Consider the following 26,218-nt stretch of genomic DNA (forward strand, 5'->3'; position numbering starts at 1 on the left):
ATGGTCTTTTTTATTATGTTTATGACATTAAAATTTTGACTCAATATCATTAAATAATTTAAATACCATCACTCGTTCCCCCGTACGAGAGCTTAAGTCAGTATGGAAACTTTTCACCTTCTCACCAGTTATATTTAGTATAATTTCATAAAGGTCTTCTATACCTGATTCAACGAGCTCCGAACGCGTTCTTTTTATTGTTAACATCCCTGTTTTTGTTTCACATACAGTATATTCAGCTGGTGTTAAAATACCTTGTAAATTCACAATGATCATGTCCTGCAATATATTGGTTTTAACAGATAGAGATCCGCGTCCAAGAAAGTCCTTTTCCCATTTAGTAATTGCCTTACTTATTTCTGATTCAATAAATCCTTTCGATTTTTCCATGTATGCTATATCCTCCTCAAAAAAATGTACAATACTAACAACTATTAATTTATATTCGAATTAATGCTGCCAGATTATTTGTGTACTTTTATATGTTATCTTAGATGTATTCATTCACCTTCTACATTTTTTTGCTTAAATTATTTAACATACAAAAATACCCTCAAGTTGATCCCCTTATTTTAGTTTCAAGATACTGATAAAAGAATATAGTCCTGTTTTTGCAGTACTATAAAAGCTATTTTGCAGTACAGAATTTCAAACTGTCAAGTAGACAGTTTGAAATAATACAAAGCTTTAACTTTAATTTCCTTATGTCAGAGGACAGCTTTTAATCGACTATGATCAATGGTTAGTGATAAGCGGATACTATATGATATTGAAAATGGAAGTATTCGTCATAGGATTTAGGCGAATAAATATTGGAATGCAGGTGATGACTGACTTTGCACAAAGTTCTATAAAAAGAGGTGAAACCATACTTTTTAAAAGGAAAAAACTTGAAAAGAAACAAATAAAAATATGAAAGCATTTTTTTAGAAAATAATACTCCATTTTCTACTATTGTAGGGGGCAGAGTAACTTCATCAATAGTCTCTCCCCTTCTCCGAGAAATTGATGATGTATTGCATTTATATTCTTAATGGATATGGTATTGTTGGAAATAGTTTTGCGACATTCTTCAGTAAATACTTACTTTTATGGAATAGACGGCATTGAAATTATGAAAAATCGGTGGCTAGAAAAACTACCTAGTATGAATCCATAGAAATCAAATAATAGATGGTTATTTCCTTTATATGACGCTCTATTTGATAAAGGAGAACATATTTTATTAATTTTTCCTAATACCCAAAGTAAATTCCTTAACCTGCCTATTAGTAAAGGGAAAAGATGCATAACTTTTTGAAGTTGCACAAAATGTATATTTTAAGCAAAATTGTATTTTTTTGATTTCCTCACCTCTTCTATGTTTTGTTTTATTGAAAGTAAGTTGTACTCTAAATAATCTAAAGGAATGTCTCAATTTTGGAGACATTCCTTTTTTCTAACCAGAAATAAACTAATTTCCATATTAAACAAAAGCCCTCGTTTGTTTAAGTACATTTATTCACAAACTTAATTAATTTTTGATACATAATTAATCTGTTCAGTCATTACAGGAATGCTGCCCCTTTAGCAGCATAAAAAAAGGAACTGCGATCACAGTTCCTTAATTCATTAAATCACCCGTTAGCTTATATACAAGAAAATTAATTAATTCACTGCTCTTCATTGATTTAAAATCGTAAACGCCAATAATTAGTTCCAACTTATCTATTTAGGGGAAGTATCAGAAAACACTGATTTACAACGTTAAATAAAGTAATTTATGATAATGATGTTTAATTCTGCCCATATAATCTATTTTCAATTAAGATTTGTTTGTGAATATGGTGTTCCAGATGTTCAAGATAATCTTTTATAAGCCACTCTAGGGTCTGATACTGATTATTTCCTATGTCGCAAAGGTTGGATAGCTTTTCGTTAGGAATATTCTTAACAATATTAACAACTTGCTTATTTAATGCTTGAAAAAGGTTTATTATTTCATCAAGTGATCTATCTTGATAATTCTGAACTATTACCCAATGGTTTTGATTATACGATTGAATAACATACAATGGTTCTTCGTATTGAATTTTTATAAAGCTTTCAATATTATTTATCGCAGAGTCACAAAGATGTCCTAAAATCTCTTTTTTAGACCACTTATTTGGTAATGGTCGATTAGAAATTTCTTTTTCAGACATAGAATTATACTCTTCTGGTAATCTTTTTATCCAATAATTAATTCCATCAACAACCTTTTGCATATTTCTCTCCTCCTAAATGTCTTTATTAAATCTATCTTTAGGCGTCATTCTTAAAATTTCTTTTTTAACATCCCCCATAAATATATAATTACTATATAATACCATAAAGTTCTAGGTCGTTATAAAGCTAACCTGCCTCTTTAGTGGAACAAAAAAAAGATCGCAGCAGCGACCTCATCTTCTATAACTATTGCCCCTTTTAGTTTTAAGTATAATTCTTCACAAATTAACAGATATTCCCTATTTCCCTAAAAATTGTTTTATCAAATATATTCGTTTTTCAATTTTTATTTTAAAGCTACGTTAAGAATTCCCCTTCATAAAATCCTCAAATTTATCTATGAAATCAAAGACAAAATTGAGGTCTGTTTTTTCTAAAACGCACGTTTAGTGATGTTTTGTGCTTAATTGTTCAAATTACTGCCATAGAAAATAATTCAAAAAGTTTAGGATAGAACTATGCTTAAATTACCATCATCATACTATTATTTTTTACTACGAATTACGAACTCTTCTTCTTTTCCTTCCCATTCTATTTTTACAGGAATACTATTAGAAACTGCATGACATGGTCCGTTACATTTTATATAAATATCAAATTCCTCTTGGTTTTTTAATTCTCCCTCACCAGGTTCTGTGAAGTATGAAGTTTCATATATTTCATATCTAAAACTTAATGGTCTATTTCCCTCTCCAATATAAGAGATTGTATAGTTCCTTGTGCTTTCCGTTTCGCTTACCATTTTCACATACCAATTATCACTTTTTCCTTCAAAATATTGCGCTTTAAATCCTGACTGATTTGAGGTTTCTTCACTTGTACAAGCACCAAGTATCATCAATAATACAAGACATCCAACTAATGATAAAATTTTCTTAATGTTGACTCCAATAGAGTGAGAATTCATAGTCAGCCTCCATTTATCAAATTAAGTCTTCGGAGTATATCTTATAGCACTAACCCGCCAGTTAAATAAACCCCTCCTTTCTTTAATTATATATTATGGTATTGGTCTTTTCTTCCTTTTTTCTTATTGAACTAACCTGCCCGTTAGTCAAATAAGAAAAAGCCGCCGAAATGGCAACTGGACCTTAAACTCTTGCAGTCACATCCTATTTTCCCATTTACTTAGAGTTTTCCTCAAATATCTTTCTTGTCTCTATAATTTTTCTTCATAAATGGTTCAGCTAGTTTCGATGGATGTAATTTAGGACTGAGACCGAAGAATTCACAAAAATTCATAATAAGTGGATTCCACTTTTCTGGATTGATGTAATGCTTCTCTCCTCCCATTAAGAGATCTTCTTCAATATGACAACTAACTATTTTTACTTCAATGGCTACGATAGAACTAGGGCTGGCAAATTGATGGACCTGTTCTACAATGGCCTCTAAATGAACAGGGCACTCTTTTACACGAGGTGTGTTTACAAAATGAGAAGGAATAGGAGTAAGACCAGCCGTTCCGAATTTATTTGGTTCATAGCGATACATATCTTTCTTGGACTCTGGAACTGGATTTCTCCCTGTTAAGAGAGCTAGTTTGTCGACAGCTTCAACAAGATTTGCTGATGGTAGATTGAGAACACATTGTCCTTCCCTCAACAAGTTTTGAACAGTTTGAGATCTGGTACTCATTCCAAGCATACATGACTGATTCAGCCACCATGCTGATGACATGGGAGCTAAATTCGGTGTTTCATCATCATTTAAAGTACTAATGAGAACAACTGGTGTTCCAAAATAGAGAATATTAGGTTTAATCATTTTATGCATCGATTACTACCTCCAATTTTTTTAATATGGCAGAATAAAGTATATAAGAAAAAATTGAAGATAAATACCTTTTGCAAATTGGACAGCAAGATATCAAAACAAAATTTTCTTAAAGTTTTGTTTTATTGCTATTTTATTCTAAATTACTTTCTTATTAACTTATAAACATTTATCATAATTATGTAAAAAGGAGTTGAGAACAGGTGAACAATGGATTTCAAGCCGATCGATTTCACGATGAAATAACGAACGAAAAATGGCGTGCCATCATTAATAACGACGCTTCTTACAATGGTCAATTTTTTTATGCTGTAAAGACTACAAGAGTTTTTTGCAAGCCCTCTTGCAAATCACGAATCCCCAAAAAAGAAAATGTATGTATATTTCAATATGCGCAACAAGCTTTGCAGGCACATTACCGCCCATGTAAACGTTGCAATCCAATGAATGAAAAATTGCCAGATCACGAATGGATCTCACTGATCACAGACTATATTGATCAAAATTTCACAGAAAAACTTTCATTAGAAATGATAGCTAATAAGGTTCATGGGAGTCCCTATCACCTTCACCGAACTTTTAAAAAGATTTGCGGGATTACACCTTTAGAGTATGTTCAACATGTTAGGATAAAAGCAGCAGAAAAAGAATTGATTGAAACAACTAAAGCTGTTTCAGAAATAGCCAGTTCTGTTGGCATGCCAAACTCAGCTTACTTCATTACCTTATTTAAAAAGAAAACTGGCCATACTCCTGTTCAATATCGCCGCCAAAACGTTCTCTATCATCAGAATAAAAGGACTGGAAATTAAAGAAGTTCTACTATTTTTTAGCGCACGGTTGATAAAATTATGAAGAGAAATCAACTTAAGTGGTACCATTGAGAAAAAATCGAGATACTAAAATTAAGTTATCTTTTGTGATATATTGTCCTTGATAATGTTTTATTTATCTTCAGAATTCAAATGCTCAGAAACTGGTTATTCGCATTTTTATGTGAAACCATTCACTTAAATTAACCTGCCTCTTTAGTCGAAGAAGAAAAAGCCACCAAATTGGTAGCTGGATCTTTAACTCTTGCCCCCGTTATTTAAGTGTAATTGTTCACAAACTAGTGCTTTTATCTCCACTTATTACCCGAGGGCTCTTACATAGAAATTTCTTTAATAAATCTTATAGGTGGAAATACTGAAATTGATATACATTATAAGCATCCGTTTAACCTTTAGTATATAAGAAGGATATGTTTTTCTTCAGGTTTTTTTATTTTGATTTTACTACCACAACCACAAAGAACTGTATGTTTTAAACATTTAATCTCCAGATGGCACAAGGGACATATAGGATGATTAGAATCGTTCAGCTTGACCACTTCCTCTGTACTTTCCTGATTTGTTCGGAGAATTGGACATTCGTATCTTTGAGACCATTAAAAACAATATTTTTTCATAATTATCGTCCTACTACACTAAATGGATTTGATTACTTGATTTCCCCTTCTGCTACTAAAACCGCTCTTCCTAACGTGTGTCCAAGCATAGTAAATCCTAAAAGAGCAGGCGTTGCGTTAGTATCCACACCGATATTCTCAACATCCAATGCGTGGACAACAAAATAATATCGATGAGGACCATGCCCTACTGGAGGAGCTGCTCCGATAAAACGTTTGAGTCTCAAATCGTTTGGTATTTGTAATGCGCCTTTTGGCAATCCACTTCCATTTTCATCTCCTGCTCCGGCTGGAAGTTCGTTAACGTTGGCAGGGATATCAATAACAGCCCAATGCCACAAACCTGATCCCGTTGGAGCATCTGCGTCATAACAGGTTACAGCAAAACTTTTTGTTCCTTCTGGGGCACCTGTCCATTTTAAATGTGGCGAAAGATCTTCGCCATTCTCTATTCCCGAGGAGTAGTGTTCAGCAGGGAGAGAATGGCCATCCTCAAAATTATTACTCGTTACCTCAAAGCTTGGAACTTTCGGTAACCTCGATAATGGGTTGTTGTTCATATAAATAACCTCCTTTTTTTATTACATTTTGATTATACGCAACAGAATCGATTTTGTAAAATAAAATCGATTCTGTTGCGTATAATCGAATTTACCTTGTTTTTCGGTAGATGTCAGTGTAAAATATTTTTAATCTATATTTACATAAAGAAAGGTGTAGATTTCATGGCTAGAAGAAATGGCTCGTCGACTTTAAGCGAAAATGTCACTAAGATACTATGGGCTGATATTATGGCTGGAAAATATGAACCGGGGTCTCTTTTAACCGTTTCGGAATTAGCAAAAAGTTTTACTGTCTCTGTTGCTGTCGTTCGAGAGGCACTTACTCGACTGGCGAGTCAAGGGTTGGTTTTGCAAAATCCGAATCACGGGTTTTCGGTAAAGAATGTTTCAGAAGTAGAATTGAATAACATTATAGAGGCCCGGTTGATTAATGAATCAAAAGCATTACGTCTTTCCATCGCCCATGGTGATCTTACTTGGGAAGCTGATGTAATTGCTGCATACCACAAATTATCTCAAACGATCGAATATGAGGATGAGAATGAGAAGCTTACTATTCGAAAAGAATGGTTAGAAATTCACCGCCAATTTCATTACCAACTTATCGCCGCATGTCCAAATACGATTCTCTTGGATATCTGCAGACGACTTTGGGATTTGAGCGAATTTTATCGCAATTGTTCGGTCCCTCAGCAATCAGCTCGTAATGGCCGTGCCGAACATAAAGCATTATCAGATGCTGTTCTTAGCAGAGACGCTAATCGTGCAGTAGAGCTTTTTAGAGAACATATCCAATTCACCGCGGATATCATTTTTGACAATAGATAAAAGAAGTACCATCAGTATCAAATAAAGAAAAAAGAGAGATTGAGTGTACTCAATCTCTCTTTTTTCTTTATCATGTCTTGCAGAGCTAGCATCAATCACATTATAATATTTTAAGTGTATACTCTCTAGAGTACATATTATACGAACAGTCTTTTGTTATTATGTAAGTTTCAAAAGAGTTGTTTAAGTAATATTTCAAATAATTAATAGTCATGTAAATGCAAGGTAATATAAGAACTCTTCTTAAACTCCCTCAGTTTAATACGCTTATCTCTCAAATACTCTTATTCGCAGGACTTCATAACCCTTTTGAAATAGTACTTTAGGGGTTTGGTTGGTACAAAATTATTAATCTAACCATAACGATCTATACATTCTCCTATTTCATCTCAAACTCTATTAAATACTGACAAATTCCCTTCTTCAGTACCTTTTGCTTTCTCAGGATCATCAAATCCCCAATGTATTCTTTTAACTTTCGTTGGAGTGACAGGACATTTGTCAGAAGCAAAACCACAAAGAGTTACTACATGGTCTGCCTTGTTTAAAAGTTGGGGATCGATAATATCTAAGGTTTGATTTGAAGTAACTATTCCTACTTCCTTCATTGCTCTAAACGCATTAGGATTCTTTTTTTAGCTTTTAATAAAAAAATAAAAATGGCCAGTAATTTGTTTATTTACTTGGCCATTTTTATTTTTATTTAGTGATAATCTTTGCACACTGTTCTTTCTCCAATTAAAGTCCCCGAAAATTCCTTTTTCCCTTTTTTTCTACCGTCATTACAATTATAGTAATGTGAGTAAGAAAATGAATCATAATACATTGAAGAATACCAGCAGTAATCCAGCTATAATTAGTAACCCTCCTAAATAAATACGAAGCCCTTCGCTTGAAATTGGATCGGATATAATATCTAAAATTACATCTAAGTAATCCCACCATTTTTTATCGTTTTCTCTCTCTTTATTAAAAAGTCTGATTCCAGAATAAAGTAAATAAATTCCAATTATAAAAAATAATAAGATAGCTAAATATTTCAATCGAATATCACCTTTAATATATTTTTTTTAATCCCTCTTAATAAAGGAATAAGGAAAAAACCACTCGTTAAGTTATATGATATCTTAATATTCCTCCACCCAATTGTACCTTTTACATAACTCTTAAATCCCAAATTAAATTTAAAAGAAAAACTTCCTAATGGATCAATATTCATAATTGGATTATTATCAGCATAGTTATAGCCGTTTAAAATTATTGGGTTAAAAATGTTGGTTATTCTACATGTGAACTTCGCCTTTTATTAGTTTTAGCCAAAATTAGCATAGGAATAGCGAGAAGCAAACTAATTATCACGGGAACTACGGAAGCTTCGATACCAAAATCACCGCCCGTTAGAAGGAATGGACCTGTTACCTTTGCAGAAAAAAGGCCTGTTGAAGGGTGTCCCGAGACGGGTATACCCAAGAGTCCTTCTATTGCATTCCAAGCAAAGTGGATACCAATAACAAACCAGAGACTTCGGCGCCAAAGGAAGGCCGAACCAAGAAGGACACCTGCTTGGATGACAATCGCGACAGAACTCCAAATTGTAGCGTCCGGGTTTCCTAGATGTGCGATGCCAAAGAACAGGGAAGTAACAACAAGTGCTATCCACCTGCCTATCATACTCTCTATTGCTTGATAGGCAATTCCCCGAAAAAGCAATTCTTCAACAAATGCTGCTCCAAGGGCTGTTGAAATCGCGGGCAGTAACACAGAGCTTATGCTTGCTGATAACCATTTAAAAGAGTAACCGTCAAGTAAAAAAATAATCAAGGTTGAAATACCGATAAAGATCAAACCAATTAGTACGCCAAAAGCCACTTCATTAATAGCATTTTTAAGTGAGAGCTCCGACACCCTCCGATGAGCCAAGTATTTCATTGTAAGCAAATACAAAACAACAGCCACAGCGATTTCTATAATTGCCAAACTGATGGATTCAAATCCTTTTGAACCTCCGACTAATGAGCTTAGCTGACCATCAGCTAGAATAATTACAAATGCCCCAAGCACCATCCAAACTAGGGGGAATTGAATAAATGAATAAAGCCTCAACTTCTTTTTATTTTGATGGATCGCTTTTTTTTGAGGTTTAAAATGCGCCATTCTGTCATCTCTCCTTGTTATAGGGTTAATTTTTTTTAGTTTATCTTCAAAAAGTCATAAGATTGAAGTGCTGTTTGGTCATAACAAAGTCATATATGATAAGAACAAAATGCTATCGCGCTTGTCCGGAAGTTGGAAGTAAGGTGTGAGACTTGAAAACATCGGCACATAATTCAATTTCAATTATTAACAAATCACATATTCTGTAATTTCATAAACGACAAAAAGCTGACAGTCTTTTCGCTGCCAGCTTGGTAACTATAGTATTTCAGCTCTATTTCATGGGGTACTTAATGTTAATCACCAAATATCCCTTCATCTTTAGCCTTAAGCGCTGCTTGCCTTCTACCTTTGACATTTAGTTTCGAATAAATATTCGAAATGTAGTTCTTAACCGTCCCTTCGCTAAGAAATAGTGTTTCAGCAATATCCTGATTACGTAGACCTAAGGAGAGCTTTTGAAGAACTTCAACCTCTCGGGGGCTAAGTCCATATGGGTTACCTTTAATTGGGGATTTATGGAGTTCTTCTTTTGCCCCTATATTCATACTTTTTTTCATACTTTTAATCATTTCATTAGCCATTTCCTGTGAAATCAGTGTCCCCCCTGTGTGTACCACCCTTATGCCAGCGACAAGATCTTTAGGATGGATCGCTTTAAGGAGGAATCCTTCAGCTCCGTGGCTTAGTGCAGATAGTACAAAATCTACTTCTTTATAGGATGTCAAAATAATAATCTTCACTGCGGGGTCATTCAACTTAATTTTCTCTGTTGCCCCCACACCATCCAAAATGGGCATGTTTATATCCATTAATACGATATCCGGATGAAATATTGCGCAAAATTCAACAGCTTCTTCACCATTTTTAGCCAATGCTACAACCTCAATATCATCCTCCATATTTAGAACAATATTAAGACTTTCGAGAATTAATTCCTGATCATCCGCTATTAATACTTTGATATTAGACATTAAATTCTACCTCCTTATAAGGTATAACGCATCTTACTTCAGTACAGGCATTCAATACAGAATCGATCGAAAAACTACCACTAAGACTTTCTATTCGGCTCTTCATTGATATTAGTCCGAACCCGAACGCGTTTTTTTCTATTGGACTTCCGTTATTTCTAATAATCATTTGCAAATCATCGGCTGTAAAGTGAAGGTTGAGCTCAATTTCCGATGCTTTACCATGTTTCAGTGCATTTGTAAAAGATTCTTGAATCACTCGAATAATGGTTTGGCGTATTTCAAAGCTCACAATCCTTTCTGCGCCATTTACTATAAATCGAATGTTTATCCCTGTATGATGTTGAAGTTTGTTAATCAATGTCCTGATCTGATTTATCAGGTTGATTTCCTCTTCTTCACCAATCTCATGAACAATGTCTCTCATTTCATTCAGGTTATCCTCCGTTAAAGCTCTTAAATCCATTAACTTTTCTTTAGCCAAATCCGGTTTTCTATCCATAAGAACAATGGCAGCGTCAAGACCCATAATAAGGGAAATAAAGGAATGTCCTAGTGTGTCGTGCAGCTCCTTGGACATACGATTTCTCTCCTCTAACAGAGTCATTCTTTCAATTTCAGCAGCATATTGGGTAAGCAATCTATTCTGTTCATTAATTTCTTGGGCCAGTGCATCTTTGTCATGATAGGCTTTAGTAATAAACCTGACCCAAATTCCAATAAATAAGAAGAGTAAATTGTCAGTGCTTGAACCAATGACTAAATTCCATGGCACTTCACCTAATAAGATACCAGCTGAAGGGAGGAGGACAATAATGGGAATGACCCAAACGGTCCATCTGGTCAATAAATATCCGATGGCAAGACTTGGAATGAGGTAACTCACACTTGCGACCTGATGCATATGGATAATGGAATAAGTAAAAAGAGAGCCTCCAAGTAATAATTCAGATATGGAGAACCAAGACTTATTCCTCCTTAACTGCGGAAACCAGCCTAAAATAGGAATAATATAGGCAGCAAGAAGCCAGATTGTGTTTCCAAGCAATTGTTGATTCGAATAGCCGCTCTTAAGAAATATTTGCAGCAATAGCACTATATAATTATAGGATCGGAGTGCAAATATCCCCCAATCCATTATAGAAGAGATTTTTTTCATTACTTGAGCCCCTAACTCATATTTTGGATTTAGATAGAAACACCCTGTACTTCCATTGTATAGGATATTTTGTGGGAAACACATAAAATTGAACATCAAAAGTTTAGCGGTGACTTTTTTAGATTTGATTGAGGATAAGCGTCAGTGCATTGTCGAATTCAGATTCCAATGATTCATTCAAAAAGTAGATGGGTTTTCTCTAATTCCCTTTTGCGCTTTTATATTTTTATAATAGGAAGTGCTATAAGCGCTGCAACAGCTATGTTAAGAATTCACTAACAATGGAAATACCACTATCTGTAAAAAGTCAAATTAATCCTTTTTCACATTTGGAGACATCCCACTGCTAAGCTCATTAGGGTAAACAAATGCCCCGGTTCCCCTATTGTAAAAGTGAACTTCATCAGGTGTCAGCCGTGTGTTGCCATCTCATTAATCCACTTTTTATCGTCCACCCAAAATATTACAAATAAAAAAGGTTCACCAAAGTTTGCTTAAACGATTGGGAAACCTCTACGTTTTATATTTCCTTAGGTTAATTTCTTTACCTACCTGTACCGTACTACAAAAAATAAAAGAATATTAAACAAAAATGTGTACATTCAATTGTGAGGAGACACTTTCCGTGTGCTAGATCTTCACTGCATATTCATTGCCCCCTGCTTAAAATGCCGGTTTTTCACCTTGCCCTGTACCAGTAAAATTTTTAACTAAGAGTGGGCTGTGCTGAAAGCTATGATTCTGTTAAGGCTTTGAAAGTTGAACTTGTCATACCATATACAATTGATTCAAACTATATATTTATCTACATACTTGCTTTTTACCATAACAAAAAAGTTTTTTACTGAAACAGGATACTTTCTTCAACAAATCGTCCATATTCCGGAATAAAGCAATTCCTTTGCTGGAATAGAGAGTAATAAAACTTATTAATATGAAGATTAATTTAAGTAAATAGCAGAGTAACAATAGAAAGTTGCATACTCTGCTAAAATCGATACTAGTAGTCTACCATTACTTTTTTTTAAGACACTTCAGATAACTATTATTTCAACGAAATCTTCACAACATTATCCAAATATTTTGTTGTATTATATCCATTAATGATCAGCTTTTTAGGGATCACCGTCTCTCCAGCGTAGTTACTTTTTAACTGTGTCTCTTGAACAGTATAGAAATAACGGGGCTGTTCGATTTCTTCATATGCGAAGGGGGTTTCATTCACATCGTATTTAATCCCATTCTTATCAACCAGTACCCCTTCAAAATTCATCTCCATTGAACTATATTCTTTTTCAGCCTCACTCACAATATCGTAGTTAAGTGACTCAAATGCTCGATTCTCAATGTCATGATTGCTTATAACAATATTAGTAGACTTTCCAACTTCCACCTTGTCAATGGAGATCGTACTGCCAGCATAGTCAAAGGTTTTAGGGTATCTACTAGAAGGATCAAGTTCGATCGCTTTTTGGTGTTCAAATGTTAAACGAGCAAATCCGAATTGAACTTTCATCTCTTTTGGTTTATCTCCATAAAGTGAGGGAAATTTTGTTTGAAACGTACTACCATTCATATTGAAATCTGTAAAAGAGCTGTCATAAATAGTCGCTCTCACTTTTTTATTGTTTACTTCCAAATTATCAGCAGTAAGAAACTCTACCCGCTTCACTGGCTGTTCATTATTAACTGCATATTTTAGAATTGTCGCTGTTGGAGCAATGGTTAGTTTATTAAATCGAACAGGGATTCCTTCTATTTCTGTTGTTTCATCCAATGCATATTCTTTAGATGGCCATTTTGTTACAGGGATCTCGAAGTTCCATTCCCCTGTTTTATATTCCATATTCTCGTAAGCTCCAAAACTATTTGGGTCAGAAGGGTCACGAACCAATTTTAGAAGCTGTGTGATTTTTAGTTTAATTGTCCCATTATCCTTTGTCAGTGCCAAGAGACTAAGCTTTCCTTGAAACACGTTCTTTTCCTTATTATTTTGATCCGATTTAAGATCAGGAGGATAATAGTACATGTGACCAGTTTCCCTATTCATGATTTCATAATCATTTTCCACAGAAGCACCTTCATTATAAACGATCGCATATTGATTATTTTCAGCTGTATCCTCTATTTCATAAAAAACAAGCGTCTGGACATCATCAGCGATCGCGCTCCTGATCTTAATTTTCACCCCATTACTTTCCGCTTCCAGGTCCAGCCTTTTAACCAGCCCCTGTTGTAAAAGGTCACGTAATTCCGGATCTTCTTCTGCCCATGTATAGTAGAGGCTAGTAAAAGATCCTGTAAAAACTTCTATGCCAATTAATAAAGCGAACACACTTGCAAAAACAATCCCCAATCTTTTCCGTTTCTTACTCTTCAATCTTCTTTGCTTATCCTTTTCTGTCAACCTAGCTGTGACATTCTCCATGAAATCAGACGGCACATGGAAATCTTTCATACTCTCAGTAAAATTTAATAGAGTTAACATGATTTCCTTAAAGTCAGCGAAATCCTCCTGACAGTCTTGACAATGATACATATGTACCTCAAATTCAACCTTTTTCTCCCGATCCAATGTTCTCTCTATGTAATCGATGTAATTCTGTTGATACTCGTTACAGCCATTAAAACGTGACCCATCCCCCATTCCTTTTCTAAGTGACTGGAGACCGGAAAACAAATACTCTTTCACCTGTTCCACTGAAACTTGGAGAAGTTTTGCTGTATCCTCCTGGGAAATTCCTGTGATATACGTAAGGACTACTGCCTCTTTCTCAACTTTTTTCAACTGATCAAGTGCATTAAAAAAATCATGGCGTGGTTCGCCTTTCTCAGAAACTTGTAACCTACGATCATCGGAAATCTCCTAGCAAATATGCATAAAAATAGATGTTACCCACGTTTCAAATGTTAGTTCTCTTTTATATCGCGGCAACTCCTTGTGGACTTTTACAATGGATCGATAAAAAAGCTCTTCCATTTGCTTCTGACTCTTAAGATAGGACCAACCTAGAATATAGAATGATTGTTTATGTTGATCGAACCAATCGACGATCGATTCGACACTTTTTTCTTTTGACTTAGTCATTGAAATGGGACCCCTTTTTGCTGGAATCATAATTGTATCCCCCTTTATCCTTAATGATATAAGGAGAACCAATTATTTACAATATCAGAAGACAAGAACTTTTCAGTTTTTTCATCTTGATGAGTTATTGTCTCGCCAATTGACCGATTCGAAGTAAATCCCCCTATAAATATATGAAATATTAAAAGGGAGCAAAAACGCCCCCCTCTTTTGGTCCATTATTTACTAAGCAGTCCTCTCCAATTCCCCTTTTTTCTTCACCTTCCGCTTCTTTTTCAAAGTGAATTTCTTAATAAATCCTGCCAAGCCGGAAGGGAATCCAAGCAGTACCACGATATATAAGAACCCGAGGATAATGGTCCATCTTTCAAAAATAGGGTAGGACATCGCAAGCTCTGAGAGGTAATGCCTTAAAAACTCGATTATTCCTGCCCCGGCAATAGACCCTACAAGCGTTCCAAGTCCTCCGATCATCGTCATTAATAGTGCATCGAGCGTGACTTCGATGGAAAAGACATTGGTATTGATGAATCTTAATGATACAGCATATAGTGCTCCACTAAAGGATGCGGCTACCCCTGCAGTTACGCTGGCAATCAGCTTATAATGTAGCGTTCTAAACCCTAATGCAGCTGCCCGATATTCATTCTGAGAAATGGCTTTTAACACTTTGCCAGTAGATGATTCCGTGAAAAGCTTCAGCAGGATAAACACAACTGCCACACTTAGGAGTGCAATATAATAGAAGGAAGTACGATCCTTGAATACATCAGGCACACTGAATGTAAATCCATCTCCGCCATGTGTGAATCCACGCCACTTCTCCGCTAGAACGAGAAAAAGCTGGGAAACCGCCAATGTCAGCATCGCATAAAAATGGCTTTTGAGCCTTAACGATAATAAGCCGATGATATAGCTCACCAAGGCTGACAGGACAATCCCTATAACCAAACCGATCATAAACGTAAGCAGATTGGCTTCCAAATGATTAAAAATAATAGCCGTACTATAGGCACCAATTCCAAAGAACATACAATGCCCAAAGGATACGATACCTGTATACCCTAAAAGGATGTCAAAGCTCATCGCAAAAATAGCAAAGATGAAGATTTGTGTGAATAAAATCAGGATGCTTCGGGAGTCGTTGACAAATGGGAACAGCAGCAGCATCAAGATAATGGCAAGCCCCACATACATTGGCACCTTATGAAATAGCCCTCTCATACTGCACTCCCCTTTTCTCCCAGCAGTCCAGTTGGTTTCACTAATAAAACAATGACTAAAAGGAGCATATTCAATGCGAGTGACAAATCAGGCATAAAATAGGCCATAAAGGCTCCCGCTACACCTACAATCAGGGAAGCGAGGGCAGATCCTTGCAGGCTGCCCATTCCGCCTATGATCACGACAATGAAAGCTAATATAGCGTACTGCATGCCCATTTCCGCAAAAACGACTCCTGAATATGGCGCCAAAAGCGCACCTCCTAAAGCAGCCAATGCCGCTCCCAGCAGGAACACAAAGGTAAACAGTCCCTTTACATTGATTCCGAGCGCCTGGACCATTTCCTTATCCATGACACCAGCCCTGATCATCAGGCCGATCTGCGTACGGCTGAGCAGAAGCCATAATGCCAAATATAGAAGCAAGCCGATCACAATCACAAACACACGATATTTAATAATAATAATTCCGTCAAACTGATAGCTTCCTTCCAGCCATCCAGGCAAATTTACCCGAATGGGATTGGGTCCCCAAAAGATTTTGATGCTTTCTGATAAAATCAGCATGCCTCCTAATGTTATCAGCAGCTGCCGGACATGATTCCCGTAAACTGGCCGAATGAGAAATCTCTCCATGACCCAGCCTAATCCGATTCCGATCACAATGGCACCAGCAATCGCTAATAAAAAGCTGTTTGTTTCCTTAAAAATCCATGCGCCTGAAAAAGCCCCCCAGACGAATAATCCGCCATGGGCAAAATTCAACACATTCATTAATCCAAAAATTAAAGTAAGTCCAGCAGCCAGAAGGAAAATAAGCAGCCCTGTTGAAACCCCATTGACCAATAAATTAATAAAAACTTCCATTTCCAGCCCCCCTTCGTTTCCTACATATTGTCAAAACTTTATATCATTTTATTTTCGGTAATTATTTAGATCGAATAGTTCAGTATTTCCTTTTTCTTTTGTGTTTCGGTAACTATTCCGGGCGATAGTTACCCTATTTCCGCTTTATTTCGTGTTTCGGGAACCTTTCCGGGCGATTGGTTACCCTTCTTCCTCTTTCTTTCCAGTTTCGGGAACCTTTCCGGGCGGTTGGTTACCTTTCTTCCTCTTTCTCTCGTGTTTCGAGAACCTTTCCGAGCGATTGGTTACCTTTCTTCCTCTTTCTTTCCAGTTTCGGGAACCTTTCCGGGCGGTTGGTTACCTTTCTTCCTCTTTCTCTCGTGTTTCGGGAACCTTTCCGAGCGATTGGTTACCTTTCTTCCTCTTTCTCTCGTGTTTCGGGAACCTTTCCGAGCGATTGGTTACCTTTCTTCCTCTTTCTTTCGGGTTTCGGTCACCTTTCCGAGCGATTGGTTACCTTTCTTCCTCTTTCTTTCGAGGTACGGGAACCTTTCCGGTCAATTAGTTACCTTTCTTCCTCTTTCTTGCAAGTTTCGGTCATCATTCCGGCCGATTGGTTACCCTATTTCCTCTTTCTTTCATGTTTCGGTAACCTTTCCGGTCGATCATTTTAACACGATCGTCTCTACGCTATCCCTAAGTATTTCTGACAGGTTTCCTTATCTTCCTTAAGGTCCTGCATCATGCCTTCATGGACAATTTTTCCGTCGTCCATTATATAAAAGTAATCGCCAATCTCGCTGGCCATCAGAAAATTTTGTTCAACAAGAAGAATTGTCGTTTTTTCCTTCATTTTAAGAAGTGATTCCATCAGTTTTTCAACCATAATCGGGGACAAGCCTTTGCTCGGCTCATCAATCAGTAACAAACCATCCCCATTAATATACGCCCTGGCAATCGCCAGCATCTGCTTTTGTCCGCCTGAAAGCAAGCCGCTTTTTTTGCGCCAAAATTTCTTTAAATCCGGGAATAGCTCCAGCATCCATTCCATTTTTGCTTCCGTCTCGCCCGCGCTCTTTGCCTTAGCTAAATTCAGTGTTTCCTCCACGGTCAGGCCACTGAATATCCCCTGATTTTCAGGCACATATCCGATTCCTTTTCTTGATATGAGATGAGTAGAGATTCCACTGATTATCTGGTTTTGAAAATGCACCGTTCCAGTAGTGGAGGGATTGAAGCCCATAATCGAGCGGAGTGTTGTCGTTTTGCCTGCTCCATTTCTGCCGAACAGGACCGTGATGCTTCCCTCTTCAACAGACAGGGACACGCCCTGCAGAATGTGATATTGCTCCAAATAGGTTTCCAAATTATCCAGTTTTAATAGACTCACGATGCAAGCCTCCTAAATATGCCGTTTGAACCCTTTGATCCTTGATGATTTCCTGTGGATTCCCGCTGGCCAAGAGCTCGCCATTAAATAGAACCACAAGCGTATCCGATAAATGCATCACCATTTCCATTTTGTGTTCGATTAATATAATCGTGTACAAGCCTTCCTTTTTAATGTTCTCGATTACTTCCAAAATGGCAGGAACCTCTTCAATCGATATTCCTGCAGTAGGTTCATCAAGAAGCAGTAATTCTGTTTTAAGAGCGAGCAGCATCGCCAGCTCCAGCTTTCTTTTTTCTCCATGGGCCAAATCCTGTGCCAGTACGTCTTCCTTGCCACTTAGCATACATTTCTTCATAAAGGCTTTTGCTTCATCCTGCTGGCGGCTCCTGGAAGAAAGCCGCGGCAGGATGGAATAGTAATCGTTGCTTGAGGATTGGATGGCCAGCCTGATATTTTCAAGAACCGTCAGCTCCGGAAAAATATTTGTGAGCTGGAAGGAGCGACCAATGCCCCTTCTCGCCCGTAATGGGACAGAAAGCTTGGTTATATTCTCGTTTTTAAAATAAATGTCTCCCTTAGTCGGTGAAATTTGGCCGCTCAGTAAGTTAAAAAGTGTCGTCTTGCCCGCCCCGTTTGGACCGATAATAGAGATGAGCCTTCCGCGCTCTATTTTCAGGGTCACATCTCTGATGACATCATGCTCACCAAAGGAAACAGATAGGTTTTTCGTTTCCAGAATAGGTTCCATGTCAACACTCCTCCCCTCTTATATATATCTAATTATTCTGAATTTTTATTTGCCATTTCTGATTGGTGGCTCTGTTTCATCCATATTTAATTCCCTGATCAGAACTGGAACCGGATGATCCACACCTTCCTGTTCTTCAAGGGTTACTGCATACAATGATTGTAAAGCCTGATGGTCCTTTGCTCGGAATTTCATCGTTCCCTTCGGAGTCTCAAACTCCATATTTTCCATTGCACTAATTAAGCCGTCCACATCTTTGTCGCCTTCTGTTTTCTTAAGCGCCTCGACAATAGAGATCGCAGCCGTCATCCCGCCGGCAGTAAAGAGATCAGGGATTTCCCCATCGAATTTTTTCTTATGCTGCTCCACTAGCCAGTCATTTACTTTATTATCTGGTAGCGTATGATAGTAAATGGAAAAACCGCTCATGCCAATTAAGGAATCCATTGTTTTTAAAGAAGCGATATCCTGTGCGGCAGTAGATATTTTAATCCCCTGCTCTTCAAGCTGCATATCCTTTAACTGCTTCCATGGTGCATTGGACCCTGCCCAGACGATATAGAGATAATCAGGCTTTTCTTTTATAATGCTTTGAATGTTTGCTGTGAAATCAGTTGAATTTGGATCTGCATATTGTTCATTCACAATCGTCGCACCGAGCTTTTCTGCTCCCTCTTTAAAAGCCGCGATCCCCTCTCTGCCATAGGCATTATCCTGTGCGAAGGTTGCAATTTTCACACCTTTCTCAGCGATTGCAGCTGCACCAGCTACAGCATCCTGTGAGGAATTTCGTCCTGTCCGGAAAATATACTTGTTCCAGTTTTGACCGGTGATGCTGTCGGCAACCGCAGGCTCCACCACCATAATTTTTTCGTATTCCTCAGCAAGCGGCAGGACGGCCAGCGTATCGCCTGAGCTTGATGAACCTACTAAGAAATCGACCTCATCCTCCTCCAGCAGCTTCGTTGCTTTTCTTACCGCGACATCCGGCTTAGTTTCCGTATCCTCAACGATAAACTTCACCTTCTTGCCTGCGACTTCATTCGATCCATCGGTTGCATACTCCAGCCCCAGTTCAAATCCCGCTACTGTCTGCTTTCCATACGTTTCAAGCGGACCGGTTAAGGAAGCAAGAACACCGATTTTGATGGTGTCCTCCTTCGAGCTTGCCTTTTCCCCGGAACAACCTGTTACAACTAACAGAGTGAGTACGATGATGATCGATAAAACAGACTTCATGCCAGGCATCTTACACCTCATCTCCCATTCCCCCTATGATTAATTTTCTTTTTTAAAGAACTGTATTTTTTGAAGCAGTCCATCTGCGATAATGATGTTCCCATTATGATCAATATCTAGCCCCTGAGGTGAGAAAAACTGACCATCTTCGCCACTAAAGGAACCAAATTGTTCGATGAATCTTCCATTTTCATCATAGATATTCATGCGATTATTTGACGTATCCGTCACATAGACACGGTCCTGATCATCAATGGCAATTCCTGTCGGCAAGAACAAATCACCCGGCTCTTCGCCCCAATTTTCCAATGGATCGAGGTTCCCGCTTCCGTTATTCGTTCCCCACTTCGCGAGAAACTTGCCATTGTTATCGAATTTCTGAACACGATTGTTGATTCGATCCACTACATACACATTGTCTTTCGAATCGATGGCAAGCTGCATCGGCTGAGAGAATTCACCATTGCCAGTCCCTTTTCTGCCCCATTCCTTCGTGTAGACGAAAAAGGAATTAAACTTTTGAATTCGATTGTTTTCCGAGTCGGACACAAAGATATTGCCTTTGCTGTCAACTGCCACTCCGCTTGGGAATTGGAAAAAGCCGCTTAATGTTCCTAATGAGCCGTACGCCGCAAGGAACGTCCCTGAATTGGAGAACTTTTGAATTCGGTGATTCACTGAGTCGGCTACATAGACATTGTCATAACGATCCACCGCTAGTTGCCGCGGTACAAAAAATTGGCCAAAATAACTGCCATAGCCAAACGGCCCTCCAGTACCGAACATGCTTCCCCATTTGCTAACTAGACTTCCGTTTGCATCATATTTCAGAATCCGGTGATTAAACGAATCGGATACAAAGACATTTCCCTTTGAATCGCTTTGCACATCATAAGGTCCTGCATATTGCTTGTCTCCGTATCTAGCTAAACCGATAGTCATTTTATAGGTTATACTCAGGCCAATTTCCTTGTACACCTCAATGCGATTATTACCTGTGTCCGTAATGAATAAATCGCCATTCTCGGATGGTAAAATCTGATTCGGATACACTAAATTAGGAAAAATCCCTGTCGTATAAACAAACCTATCCTTATCATCAAATTTCATGATGCGGTTATTATAAGTGTCGGCTACATAGAAAGCGCCAGACCTTGGCTCAAAGTTAATTCCTCGTGGATGGTAAAATTGATACGCGCCGATTCCAGGCTCAAGCCCGCCGATTTTCCTGATGAATCTGCCGTTTTGATCAAACACTTGGATTCGATTATTGTACGTATCAGCTACATAGACCTCACCCTTATTGTTTATCGCAATGCCTTGCGGGAGGGCCATCTGGCCATCACCTTTTCCATAGGAACCAATCGTAAGGAGATACTGACCATCAGAAGTAAATTTTTGAATTCGGTGATTAAATTCATCAGTAATGTAATAATTGTTTTCCTGATCGATCGCAATTTCTCTTGGGAAACCGAATTGAGTATTTCCTTCCCCTTTCGTTCCCCAGCTTTTTATAAACCTGAATTCAGAATCGAACTTTTGAATGCGAAAGTTCCCTGTATCTGCAACGAGAATATTCCCTTCCTGATCAACAGCGATGCCAAATGGCATATTAAATTGGCCAGGAGAATGACCGAGCGTGCCAAATGACTTGAGAATTTTACCGGAGGAATCCATTTTTACAATTCGATGATTCCCCATATCTGCCATGTAAATATTCCCTGAGTGATCCTTCGCCATTGCTACCGGCGTGCGGAACTCGTTAGAAGGATCGGTTTCATTTCCCCACGCATGCTGGAAACGATAGGACTCTTCTGCAAACACGCTTGAGCCAGACAAAAGGGAAAATAGAAGGAGGAAAAGGACGAGACTCTTTACTCTTTTCATCTTTTCTCTCCTTTCCACTTCACAACAGTCGCCGCCCATGTATAGCCCGTTCCGGCACTAACTGCTACAGCAAGATCGCCAGGATTTAGTAGTCCCTTTTCCTGGGCAAAGTGAAGTCCAACGCATGGATCAAGTGCTGACATATGACCATGATGATTTAAGTAGACCGCCTTTTCTTCAGGAAGTTCCAGTGATTGTAAGAGCTCTTTAAACATTGATCGTTTTGTATGCAGTGGCAATAGGAGTTTAATATCTTGAGGAGTATAACCGCTTCTATGAAGTGCCTTGCGAATCACAGTATCAAAATTGGCGATCGACACAGGATCCAGTCTTTCTTTCATGGATTGTGGATCCTTCACATCAATATAATGAAGATTCTTTTCGACCGTTTCATGGCTGGCAAAATGCTTCGACCCTCCAGCAGGTGTTCTAACATCATCATGAAAGGAGCCGTCTGTCAGGATGGCGCTTCCGAGAATTTCGCTCTCGGTGGAATCCCTTGTTACGAGTGCGGCACTGCCCCCATCCGCAAAGTTGAACATGAAGCGCGAACGCGGGTTAGCATAATCCACAACTTGCGATTCCTTGCAGCCCCCAACAAGCAGGATGTTTTGAATTGATGAATCCGCAGCAATCATGTCCTTTGCTACCTTTAAGGCAATCGGAAAACAGGAGCTGACATTCATGATTTCAAACGCATAGGCATTTTTCGCACCTAATTCATACTGTATTTTTGGCGCACTCGACCAGACATAGTAATCCTTATGAGGGCTGCCAAAATAGATCACCACATCGATGGATAGCGGATCAATTCCTTCGAGCGCCTGCCTGCCAGCGGCCACAGCAAGATCTGATGCATGCAGGCTATCATCTGCCACATGCTTTTGGACTAAACCAAACTTCTCGATAATCACCTGTTCCGGTATGCCTGTTTTTACAGCTAAGTCTGCTGCCGTTTCTATGCCAGGCGGAAAATAGACACCTGTTGTTTTTATCCCAATTCCCATTAAATTACCCCTCCATCCTCAGGAACCATCATCTTGGCGGTACCTGTCAAAACGAGTGTCCCCTCTTGATTAAAGCACTGTGTTAGCAATGTCAGTATTCGTCTCTTTTCATCAATTTCTTGTACGGTTCCTTGTGCTGTAATGGTATCGCCTATAAAAACAGGGGCTTTAAACTGGATGGTTTGCTCGACATAAACGGCCCCTTTACCTGGAAGATGAACACCTAAGAGCTGTGATAATAAGCTTGAAGTTAAAAGCCCATGCGCAATACGCTGTTTAAACCTCGTTTGTTTAGCATATTCCGCATCAATATGGATGGGATTGAAGTCACCGCTTACTCCTGCAAACAGGATAAAGTCTGTTTCGGTAATCGTTTTGCTGCAAGAGGCCTGTTGTCCGATATGATAACTATTCACCATGTCACCTGCTTCCTATGAGTTTTGTTTTTTGAATTTTTCCAGTTGCATTCTTCGGCATTTCTTTTAAAAATGTAACCTGCTTTGGAATTTTATATTTTGCTAGATTTCCTTGACAGTATTGAATCACTGCCTCCTCGGTTAAAGCGCTTCCATTTTCCTTGACAATAAACGCAGCAGGAACTTCCCCCCAAAGCGGATCCGCATTTCCAACGACGGCCACTTCAGCGATACCCTCCAATTGACTAATGACCTGCTCGACTTCGAGCGGATAAATATTTTCTCCACCAGAAATGATCATTTCTTTTTTCCTGCCTACGATAAACAGGAAGCCTTCATCATCTGTTTTCGCTAAATCTCCTGTCAGCAGCCATCCATCCTTTAGTGCATCCTTTGTGACATCGGCACGGTTCCAATATTCCTTCATAATATTTGGGCCTCTAACAGCTAGCTCGCCAACTGCCCCTTTTTCAACCTCTCTCCCCTCAGAATCCAGCAGCTTATATTCGGAAAATAACACAGGCTTGCCAATAGAGCCTCTCTTTCTTGGGGCATCTTCCTTCGAAAGCATAAATAGAGTAGGAGATGTCTCGGTCATCCCAAATCCTTGGCCGAATAAGAAACCTCTATCAAAATAGGCATCTATTAATTCACGCGGGCATGGTGCACCCCCATTATAGAACCAGCGAACGGTACTCAAATCAGTGGTATTGAATGATGGACTCATGAGCAATGCCTGATGAATGGTCGGAACGCCCATCACCACGGTCACCTGATACTTTTCAATCATTGCCAGTGTTTTTTCTGGATCAAACTTTCCAGGGATTACGATCGTTCCGCCTGAAAATAAGGCTGGAAACGCAAACAGCCCGATTCCGCCAATATGAAATAACGGAAGAAGCACAATGCAGCGATCCTCTGACGTCAAATCGATGGCAAGCTTGTTATTGACGGCATTCCAGAATATATTGCTTTGTGTCAGCACCGCCCCCTTTGGCTTGCCGGTTGTCCCTGACGTGTAGCAGATAATGTATGGTGCCTCCTCATCAATCATTCGCTCAAAAGCAAAGCTTGTTTGAGTGTCCTCACATACATCCTCCATGAACACCAAATGTTCAAGCTCACTTTGCTCAACAAGGGATGCGGCAAACTCCGCATTCTCCTTTTCGGCATAAAGGATCTTAGAACCGCTGTCATTGAGCTGAAAAATAAGCTCCTTCGCACTTAACCGAATATTCAATGGAACCGCCACACATTCTGCCTTAGCAATCGCAAATAAAAGGACGATGTACTCCAAGCGATTATGCGACAATATCGCAATGCGCTCCCCTTTTCTTCCTTGTAGTTTTTCCTGGATTCTTTGGGCAGCTGAACCTATCATTCTATCTAACTGTTTATAGGACACCTTTTCGTTATCTGTAATAACTGCTGTTCGATCTGGATGTGTGTATGCCCATTTCTCAATCCAATAGGCAATCCCTTTCATCGAACTCCCCCTCTTTACTTTTTTAACCCTTTGAAGATAAGCGTCATCGCAGCATCAAATGCTTCTTCAGGAACCTCTTTCTTTTCCCAGTACACCCATCTCATTCCGAGAAACTGCCCAATAGACATTAAACAGTAGGCAACGGTCTCCTGATCCAGGTCCTTAAATTCTCCCGCTTCGATTCCTTGAGACAAGCTCTTTAAAAAACCAGTGGCCAGCTTGCCATAATACCAGCGGAATAGCTCCTGATCCACCACAACAGCTTGTTGGACAATGCTGTACAAATTGGGATGATTTTTTACCCAGCTGAAGAAAGCAAAAAAACCATTTCGCTGTGCTTCCTCAAAAGATGTGCTTCCTGCCATTCCTTCTTTAATCGCAATACGCAAATCCCGACTATAGCTCCGAATTAACTCATCATAAATATCCTTCTTTGAAGGAAAATAATTATAAAACGTTCCCTGCGCAACCTTAGCTTCCTGTGAAATATTAACAATAGAAGCCTCAAAATATCCCTTCTGCCCAAAAACCTCCTCAGCAGCACGTAAAAGCTTCTCACGTGTTTCAATTCCTCTCGGAGTTAATGCTTTTTCCTCAGATACATTCTTAGTTGACACCTGAATCACCTCTCAACTTTTATTATAAATAATATTTTTAAAATTACAATAATAATTTTTGTGTTTTGAAAATTAGTAGATATGATTGAAGCACATGGGTGGTTCTCTTGTTTTTCACTCCTTGGAATAATAGTAAAAACACTGGAGTATGTACGATTGTTCCTCCATACCATCTTTTTTATTTCAGATCATTAAGTCCCTATGTTTCGAATATCAACATTTATTTTTAACATAGCTTTTTGCTATTTAATAAAATGTTCTGTATTTTGTTCTTTTTACTATAATCGTAGCATATAAATAAATATATTCTTTATGCTGAGGAGGAAGAAAATATGACAAATAAATTAGCAATTATTGTACTAGGAAACAGAAATGCTGGGAAATCAGAAACATGGAAAAGATTATTTAACCAAGTAAACATTAGAACATCTTCAAAAAAGAGAAAACTTTACTTGAATAAAATAGAGTATGTAGATGTATTTTTAATTAACGGCTCACCAGAAGAACGTGGATTAGAAGTAGACGAAATTATAAAAGTAGAAACTGATATACTTTTATGCTCCGTACAATATAATAAACATGGCTTAAAAACAATTAAAAAATTGTACAATTGCGGTTTTCAAATTTATATTCAATGGTTAAATCCAGGTTTTGCTGATAGAAATGAATATAATGATTATTTATATATACTGGAAGAACTAAAGGCACTAAAAAATCTTGAAACGCATAAACGCAGCGGAAAGAAAGAAGAAGTAATTAATAGAGTTAGTGATATTCATTCTTACATTTACAACATGGCACAAAAAAACAATCTCTTGAAGACAAATAAATCAAATATAACAACCAAAACTAATTAAAAATAAAAATTCACTTATTGCGAAATATAACTTTGGTTATTATGCAATAAGTGAATTTCTTTTCACATTGAAATTGGCACCTCATCCTACCTTATTTTTTCCAACACAGATTTCTCGAAAATATTATCAACTACTAAAGCGAATCTTAGAAATCTATTTAGCATTTGAATGGCTTTCATTTTGAGTGAATACTCCTTAAATGTAATGGTAGGTACAAGATTCGCCAACGCTATCATCATACGGATTACCAAAAGTCTTTT

At 38.1% G+C, this 26,218-nt stretch carries 24 protein-coding genes and 1 pseudogene; 3 read left to right on the plus strand and 22 right to left on the minus strand.

All coding sequences use genetic code 11. The annotated features are described in order from the left end of the window. Window positions 1-27: 27 nt before the first annotated feature. From NST63_RS20070 to NST63_RS20085, 4 genes are all read right to left on the minus strand, one after another. Entirely contained in the window at window positions 28-390 is a 363-nt protein-coding gene (locus tag NST63_RS20070; protein ID WP_058003284.1) for a DUF2294 domain-containing protein, read from the minus strand. A 1,385-nt stretch (window positions 391-1,775) separates the two neighbouring features. Further along, a complete protein-coding gene (locus tag NST63_RS20075; protein WP_341043533.1) occupies window positions 1,776-2,246 on the minus strand; it encodes a DinB family protein in 471 nt (156 codons plus the stop codon). 485 nt (window positions 2,247-2,731) lie between these two features. Continuing rightward, a complete protein-coding gene (locus NST63_RS20080; RefSeq protein WP_341043534.1) occupies window positions 2,732-3,154 on the minus strand; it encodes a hypothetical protein in 423 nt (140 codons plus the stop codon). Between the two features lie 233 nt (window positions 3,155-3,387). Next, a complete protein-coding gene (locus NST63_RS20085; protein WP_212945813.1) occupies window positions 3,388-4,023 on the minus strand; it encodes a flavin reductase family protein in 636 nt (211 codons plus the stop codon). A gap of 203 nt (window positions 4,024-4,226) precedes the next feature. Between NST63_RS20085 and NST63_RS20090 the strand changes: the two genes are divergently transcribed. Further along, the gene (locus NST63_RS20090) at window positions 4,227-4,835 is read left to right on the plus strand and encodes a bifunctional transcriptional activator/DNA repair enzyme AdaA (RefSeq protein ID WP_341043535.1); all 609 of its coding nucleotides are present in this window, start codon (window positions 4,227-4,229) and stop codon (window positions 4,833-4,835) included. A 670-nt stretch (window positions 4,836-5,505) separates the two neighbouring features. Here the strand turns inward: NST63_RS20090 and NST63_RS20095 are convergent. Then, on the minus strand, window positions 5,506-6,033 hold the full coding sequence (locus tag NST63_RS20095; RefSeq protein WP_212945810.1) for a YbhB/YbcL family Raf kinase inhibitor-like protein: 528 nt from the start codon (window positions 6,031-6,033) through the stop codon (window positions 5,506-5,508). 75 nt (window positions 6,034-6,108) lie between these two features. Here NST63_RS20095 and NST63_RS20100 point away from each other — a divergent pair, with 75 nt between their 5' ends. Continuing rightward, the gene (locus NST63_RS20100; protein ID WP_341043537.1) at window positions 6,109-6,864 is read left to right on the plus strand and encodes a GntR family transcriptional regulator; all 756 of its coding nucleotides are present in this window, start codon (window positions 6,109-6,111) and stop codon (window positions 6,862-6,864) included. A gap of 389 nt (window positions 6,865-7,253) precedes the next feature. Here NST63_RS20100 and NST63_RS20105 read toward each other — a convergent pair. From NST63_RS20105 to NST63_RS20185, 17 genes and pseudogenes are all read right to left on the minus strand, one after another. Continuing rightward, window positions 7,254-7,493, minus strand: a pseudogene (locus NST63_RS20105) (arsenate reductase); the annotation flags it as partial. Window positions 7,494-7,679: 186 nt separating this feature from the next. Beyond that, complete coding sequence (locus NST63_RS20110; protein ID WP_341043538.1) at window positions 7,680-7,907, minus strand: hypothetical protein; 228 nt, start codon at window positions 7,905-7,907, stop codon at window positions 7,680-7,682. A 235-nt stretch (window positions 7,908-8,142) separates the two neighbouring features. Beyond that, a complete protein-coding gene (locus NST63_RS20115) occupies window positions 8,143-9,018 on the minus strand; it encodes a CPBP family intramembrane glutamic endopeptidase (protein ID WP_341043540.1) in 876 nt (291 codons plus the stop codon). A gap of 296 nt (window positions 9,019-9,314) precedes the next feature. After that, complete coding sequence (locus NST63_RS20120; RefSeq protein WP_341043541.1) at window positions 9,315-9,992, minus strand: response regulator transcription factor; 678 nt, start codon at window positions 9,990-9,992, stop codon at window positions 9,315-9,317. Next, window positions 9,985-11,151 carry a sensor histidine kinase gene (locus NST63_RS20125; protein WP_341043542.1) on the minus strand — a complete coding sequence of 389 codons (1,167 nt, stop codon included), beginning with the start codon at window positions 11,149-11,151 and terminating at the stop codon, window positions 9,985-9,987. Before NST63_RS20125 ends, NST63_RS20120 begins: the two co-directional genes overlap by 8 nt. A gap of 1,045 nt (window positions 11,152-12,196) precedes the next feature. Further along, window positions 12,197-14,014, minus strand: coding sequence for a DUF4179 domain-containing protein (locus tag NST63_RS20130; protein WP_341044226.1), 1,818 nt, complete (start codon window positions 14,012-14,014; stop codon window positions 12,197-12,199). Between the two features lie 3 nt (window positions 14,015-14,017). Continuing rightward, entirely contained in the window at window positions 14,018-14,239 is a 222-nt protein-coding gene (locus NST63_RS20135) for a hypothetical protein (protein ID WP_341043543.1), read from the minus strand. 225 nt (window positions 14,240-14,464) lie between these two features. After that, window positions 14,465-15,418, minus strand: coding sequence for a branched-chain amino acid ABC transporter permease (locus NST63_RS20140; protein ID WP_341044227.1), 954 nt, complete (start codon window positions 15,416-15,418; stop codon window positions 14,465-14,467). A gap of 41 nt (window positions 15,419-15,459) precedes the next feature. Then, entirely contained in the window at window positions 15,460-16,329 is an 870-nt protein-coding gene (locus NST63_RS20145) for a branched-chain amino acid ABC transporter permease (protein ID WP_058003270.1), read from the minus strand. A 664-nt stretch (window positions 16,330-16,993) separates the two neighbouring features. Then, the gene (locus tag NST63_RS20150; RefSeq protein ID WP_341043544.1) at window positions 16,994-17,698 is read right to left on the minus strand and encodes an ABC transporter ATP-binding protein; all 705 of its coding nucleotides are present in this window, start codon (window positions 17,696-17,698) and stop codon (window positions 16,994-16,996) included. Beyond that, window positions 17,676-18,449: an ABC transporter ATP-binding protein gene (locus tag NST63_RS20155; protein WP_341043545.1), complete on the minus strand. Its 774-nt coding sequence runs from the start codon at window positions 18,447-18,449 to the stop codon at window positions 17,676-17,678. Before NST63_RS20155 ends, NST63_RS20150 begins: the two co-directional genes overlap by 23 nt. A gap of 45 nt (window positions 18,450-18,494) precedes the next feature. Continuing rightward, entirely contained in the window at window positions 18,495-19,697 is a 1,203-nt protein-coding gene (locus tag NST63_RS20160; RefSeq protein ID WP_341043546.1) for a substrate-binding domain-containing protein, read from the minus strand. Window positions 19,698-19,727: 30 nt separating this feature from the next. Next, window positions 19,728-21,575 carry a 6-bladed beta-propeller gene (locus NST63_RS20165; protein WP_341043547.1) on the minus strand — a complete coding sequence of 616 codons (1,848 nt, stop codon included), beginning with the start codon at window positions 21,573-21,575 and terminating at the stop codon, window positions 19,728-19,730. Beyond that, on the minus strand, window positions 21,572-22,582 hold the full coding sequence (locus NST63_RS20170; protein ID WP_058003265.1) for a 3-oxoacyl-ACP synthase: 1,011 nt from the start codon (window positions 22,580-22,582) through the stop codon (window positions 21,572-21,574). Before NST63_RS20170 ends, NST63_RS20165 begins: the two co-directional genes overlap by 4 nt. Next, entirely contained in the window at window positions 22,582-23,001 is a 420-nt protein-coding gene (locus NST63_RS20175; RefSeq protein ID WP_071977069.1) for a MaoC family dehydratase, read from the minus strand. Before NST63_RS20175 ends, NST63_RS20170 begins: the two co-directional genes overlap by 1 nt. Before the next feature lies 1 nt (window position 23,002). Next, entirely contained in the window at window positions 23,003-24,484 is a 1,482-nt protein-coding gene (locus NST63_RS20180; RefSeq protein WP_341043549.1) for an o-succinylbenzoate--CoA ligase, read from the minus strand. Between the two features lie 14 nt (window positions 24,485-24,498). Further along, window positions 24,499-25,101, minus strand: coding sequence for a TetR/AcrR family transcriptional regulator (locus NST63_RS20185; RefSeq protein ID WP_341043550.1), 603 nt, complete (start codon window positions 25,099-25,101; stop codon window positions 24,499-24,501). A 332-nt stretch (window positions 25,102-25,433) separates the two neighbouring features. On the opposite strand from NST63_RS20185, the gene NST63_RS20190 reads away from it, so the two are divergent. Continuing rightward, complete coding sequence (locus tag NST63_RS20190; RefSeq protein ID WP_341043551.1) at window positions 25,434-25,958, plus strand: hypothetical protein; 525 nt, start codon at window positions 25,434-25,436, stop codon at window positions 25,956-25,958. The last annotated feature ends 260 nt before the right edge of the window (window positions 25,959-26,218 follow it).

Source organism: Heyndrickxia sp. FSL W8-0496, assembly GCF_038007825.1.
Taxonomy (GTDB): domain Bacteria; phylum Bacillota; class Bacilli; order Bacillales; family Bacillaceae_C; genus Heyndrickxia; species Heyndrickxia oleronia.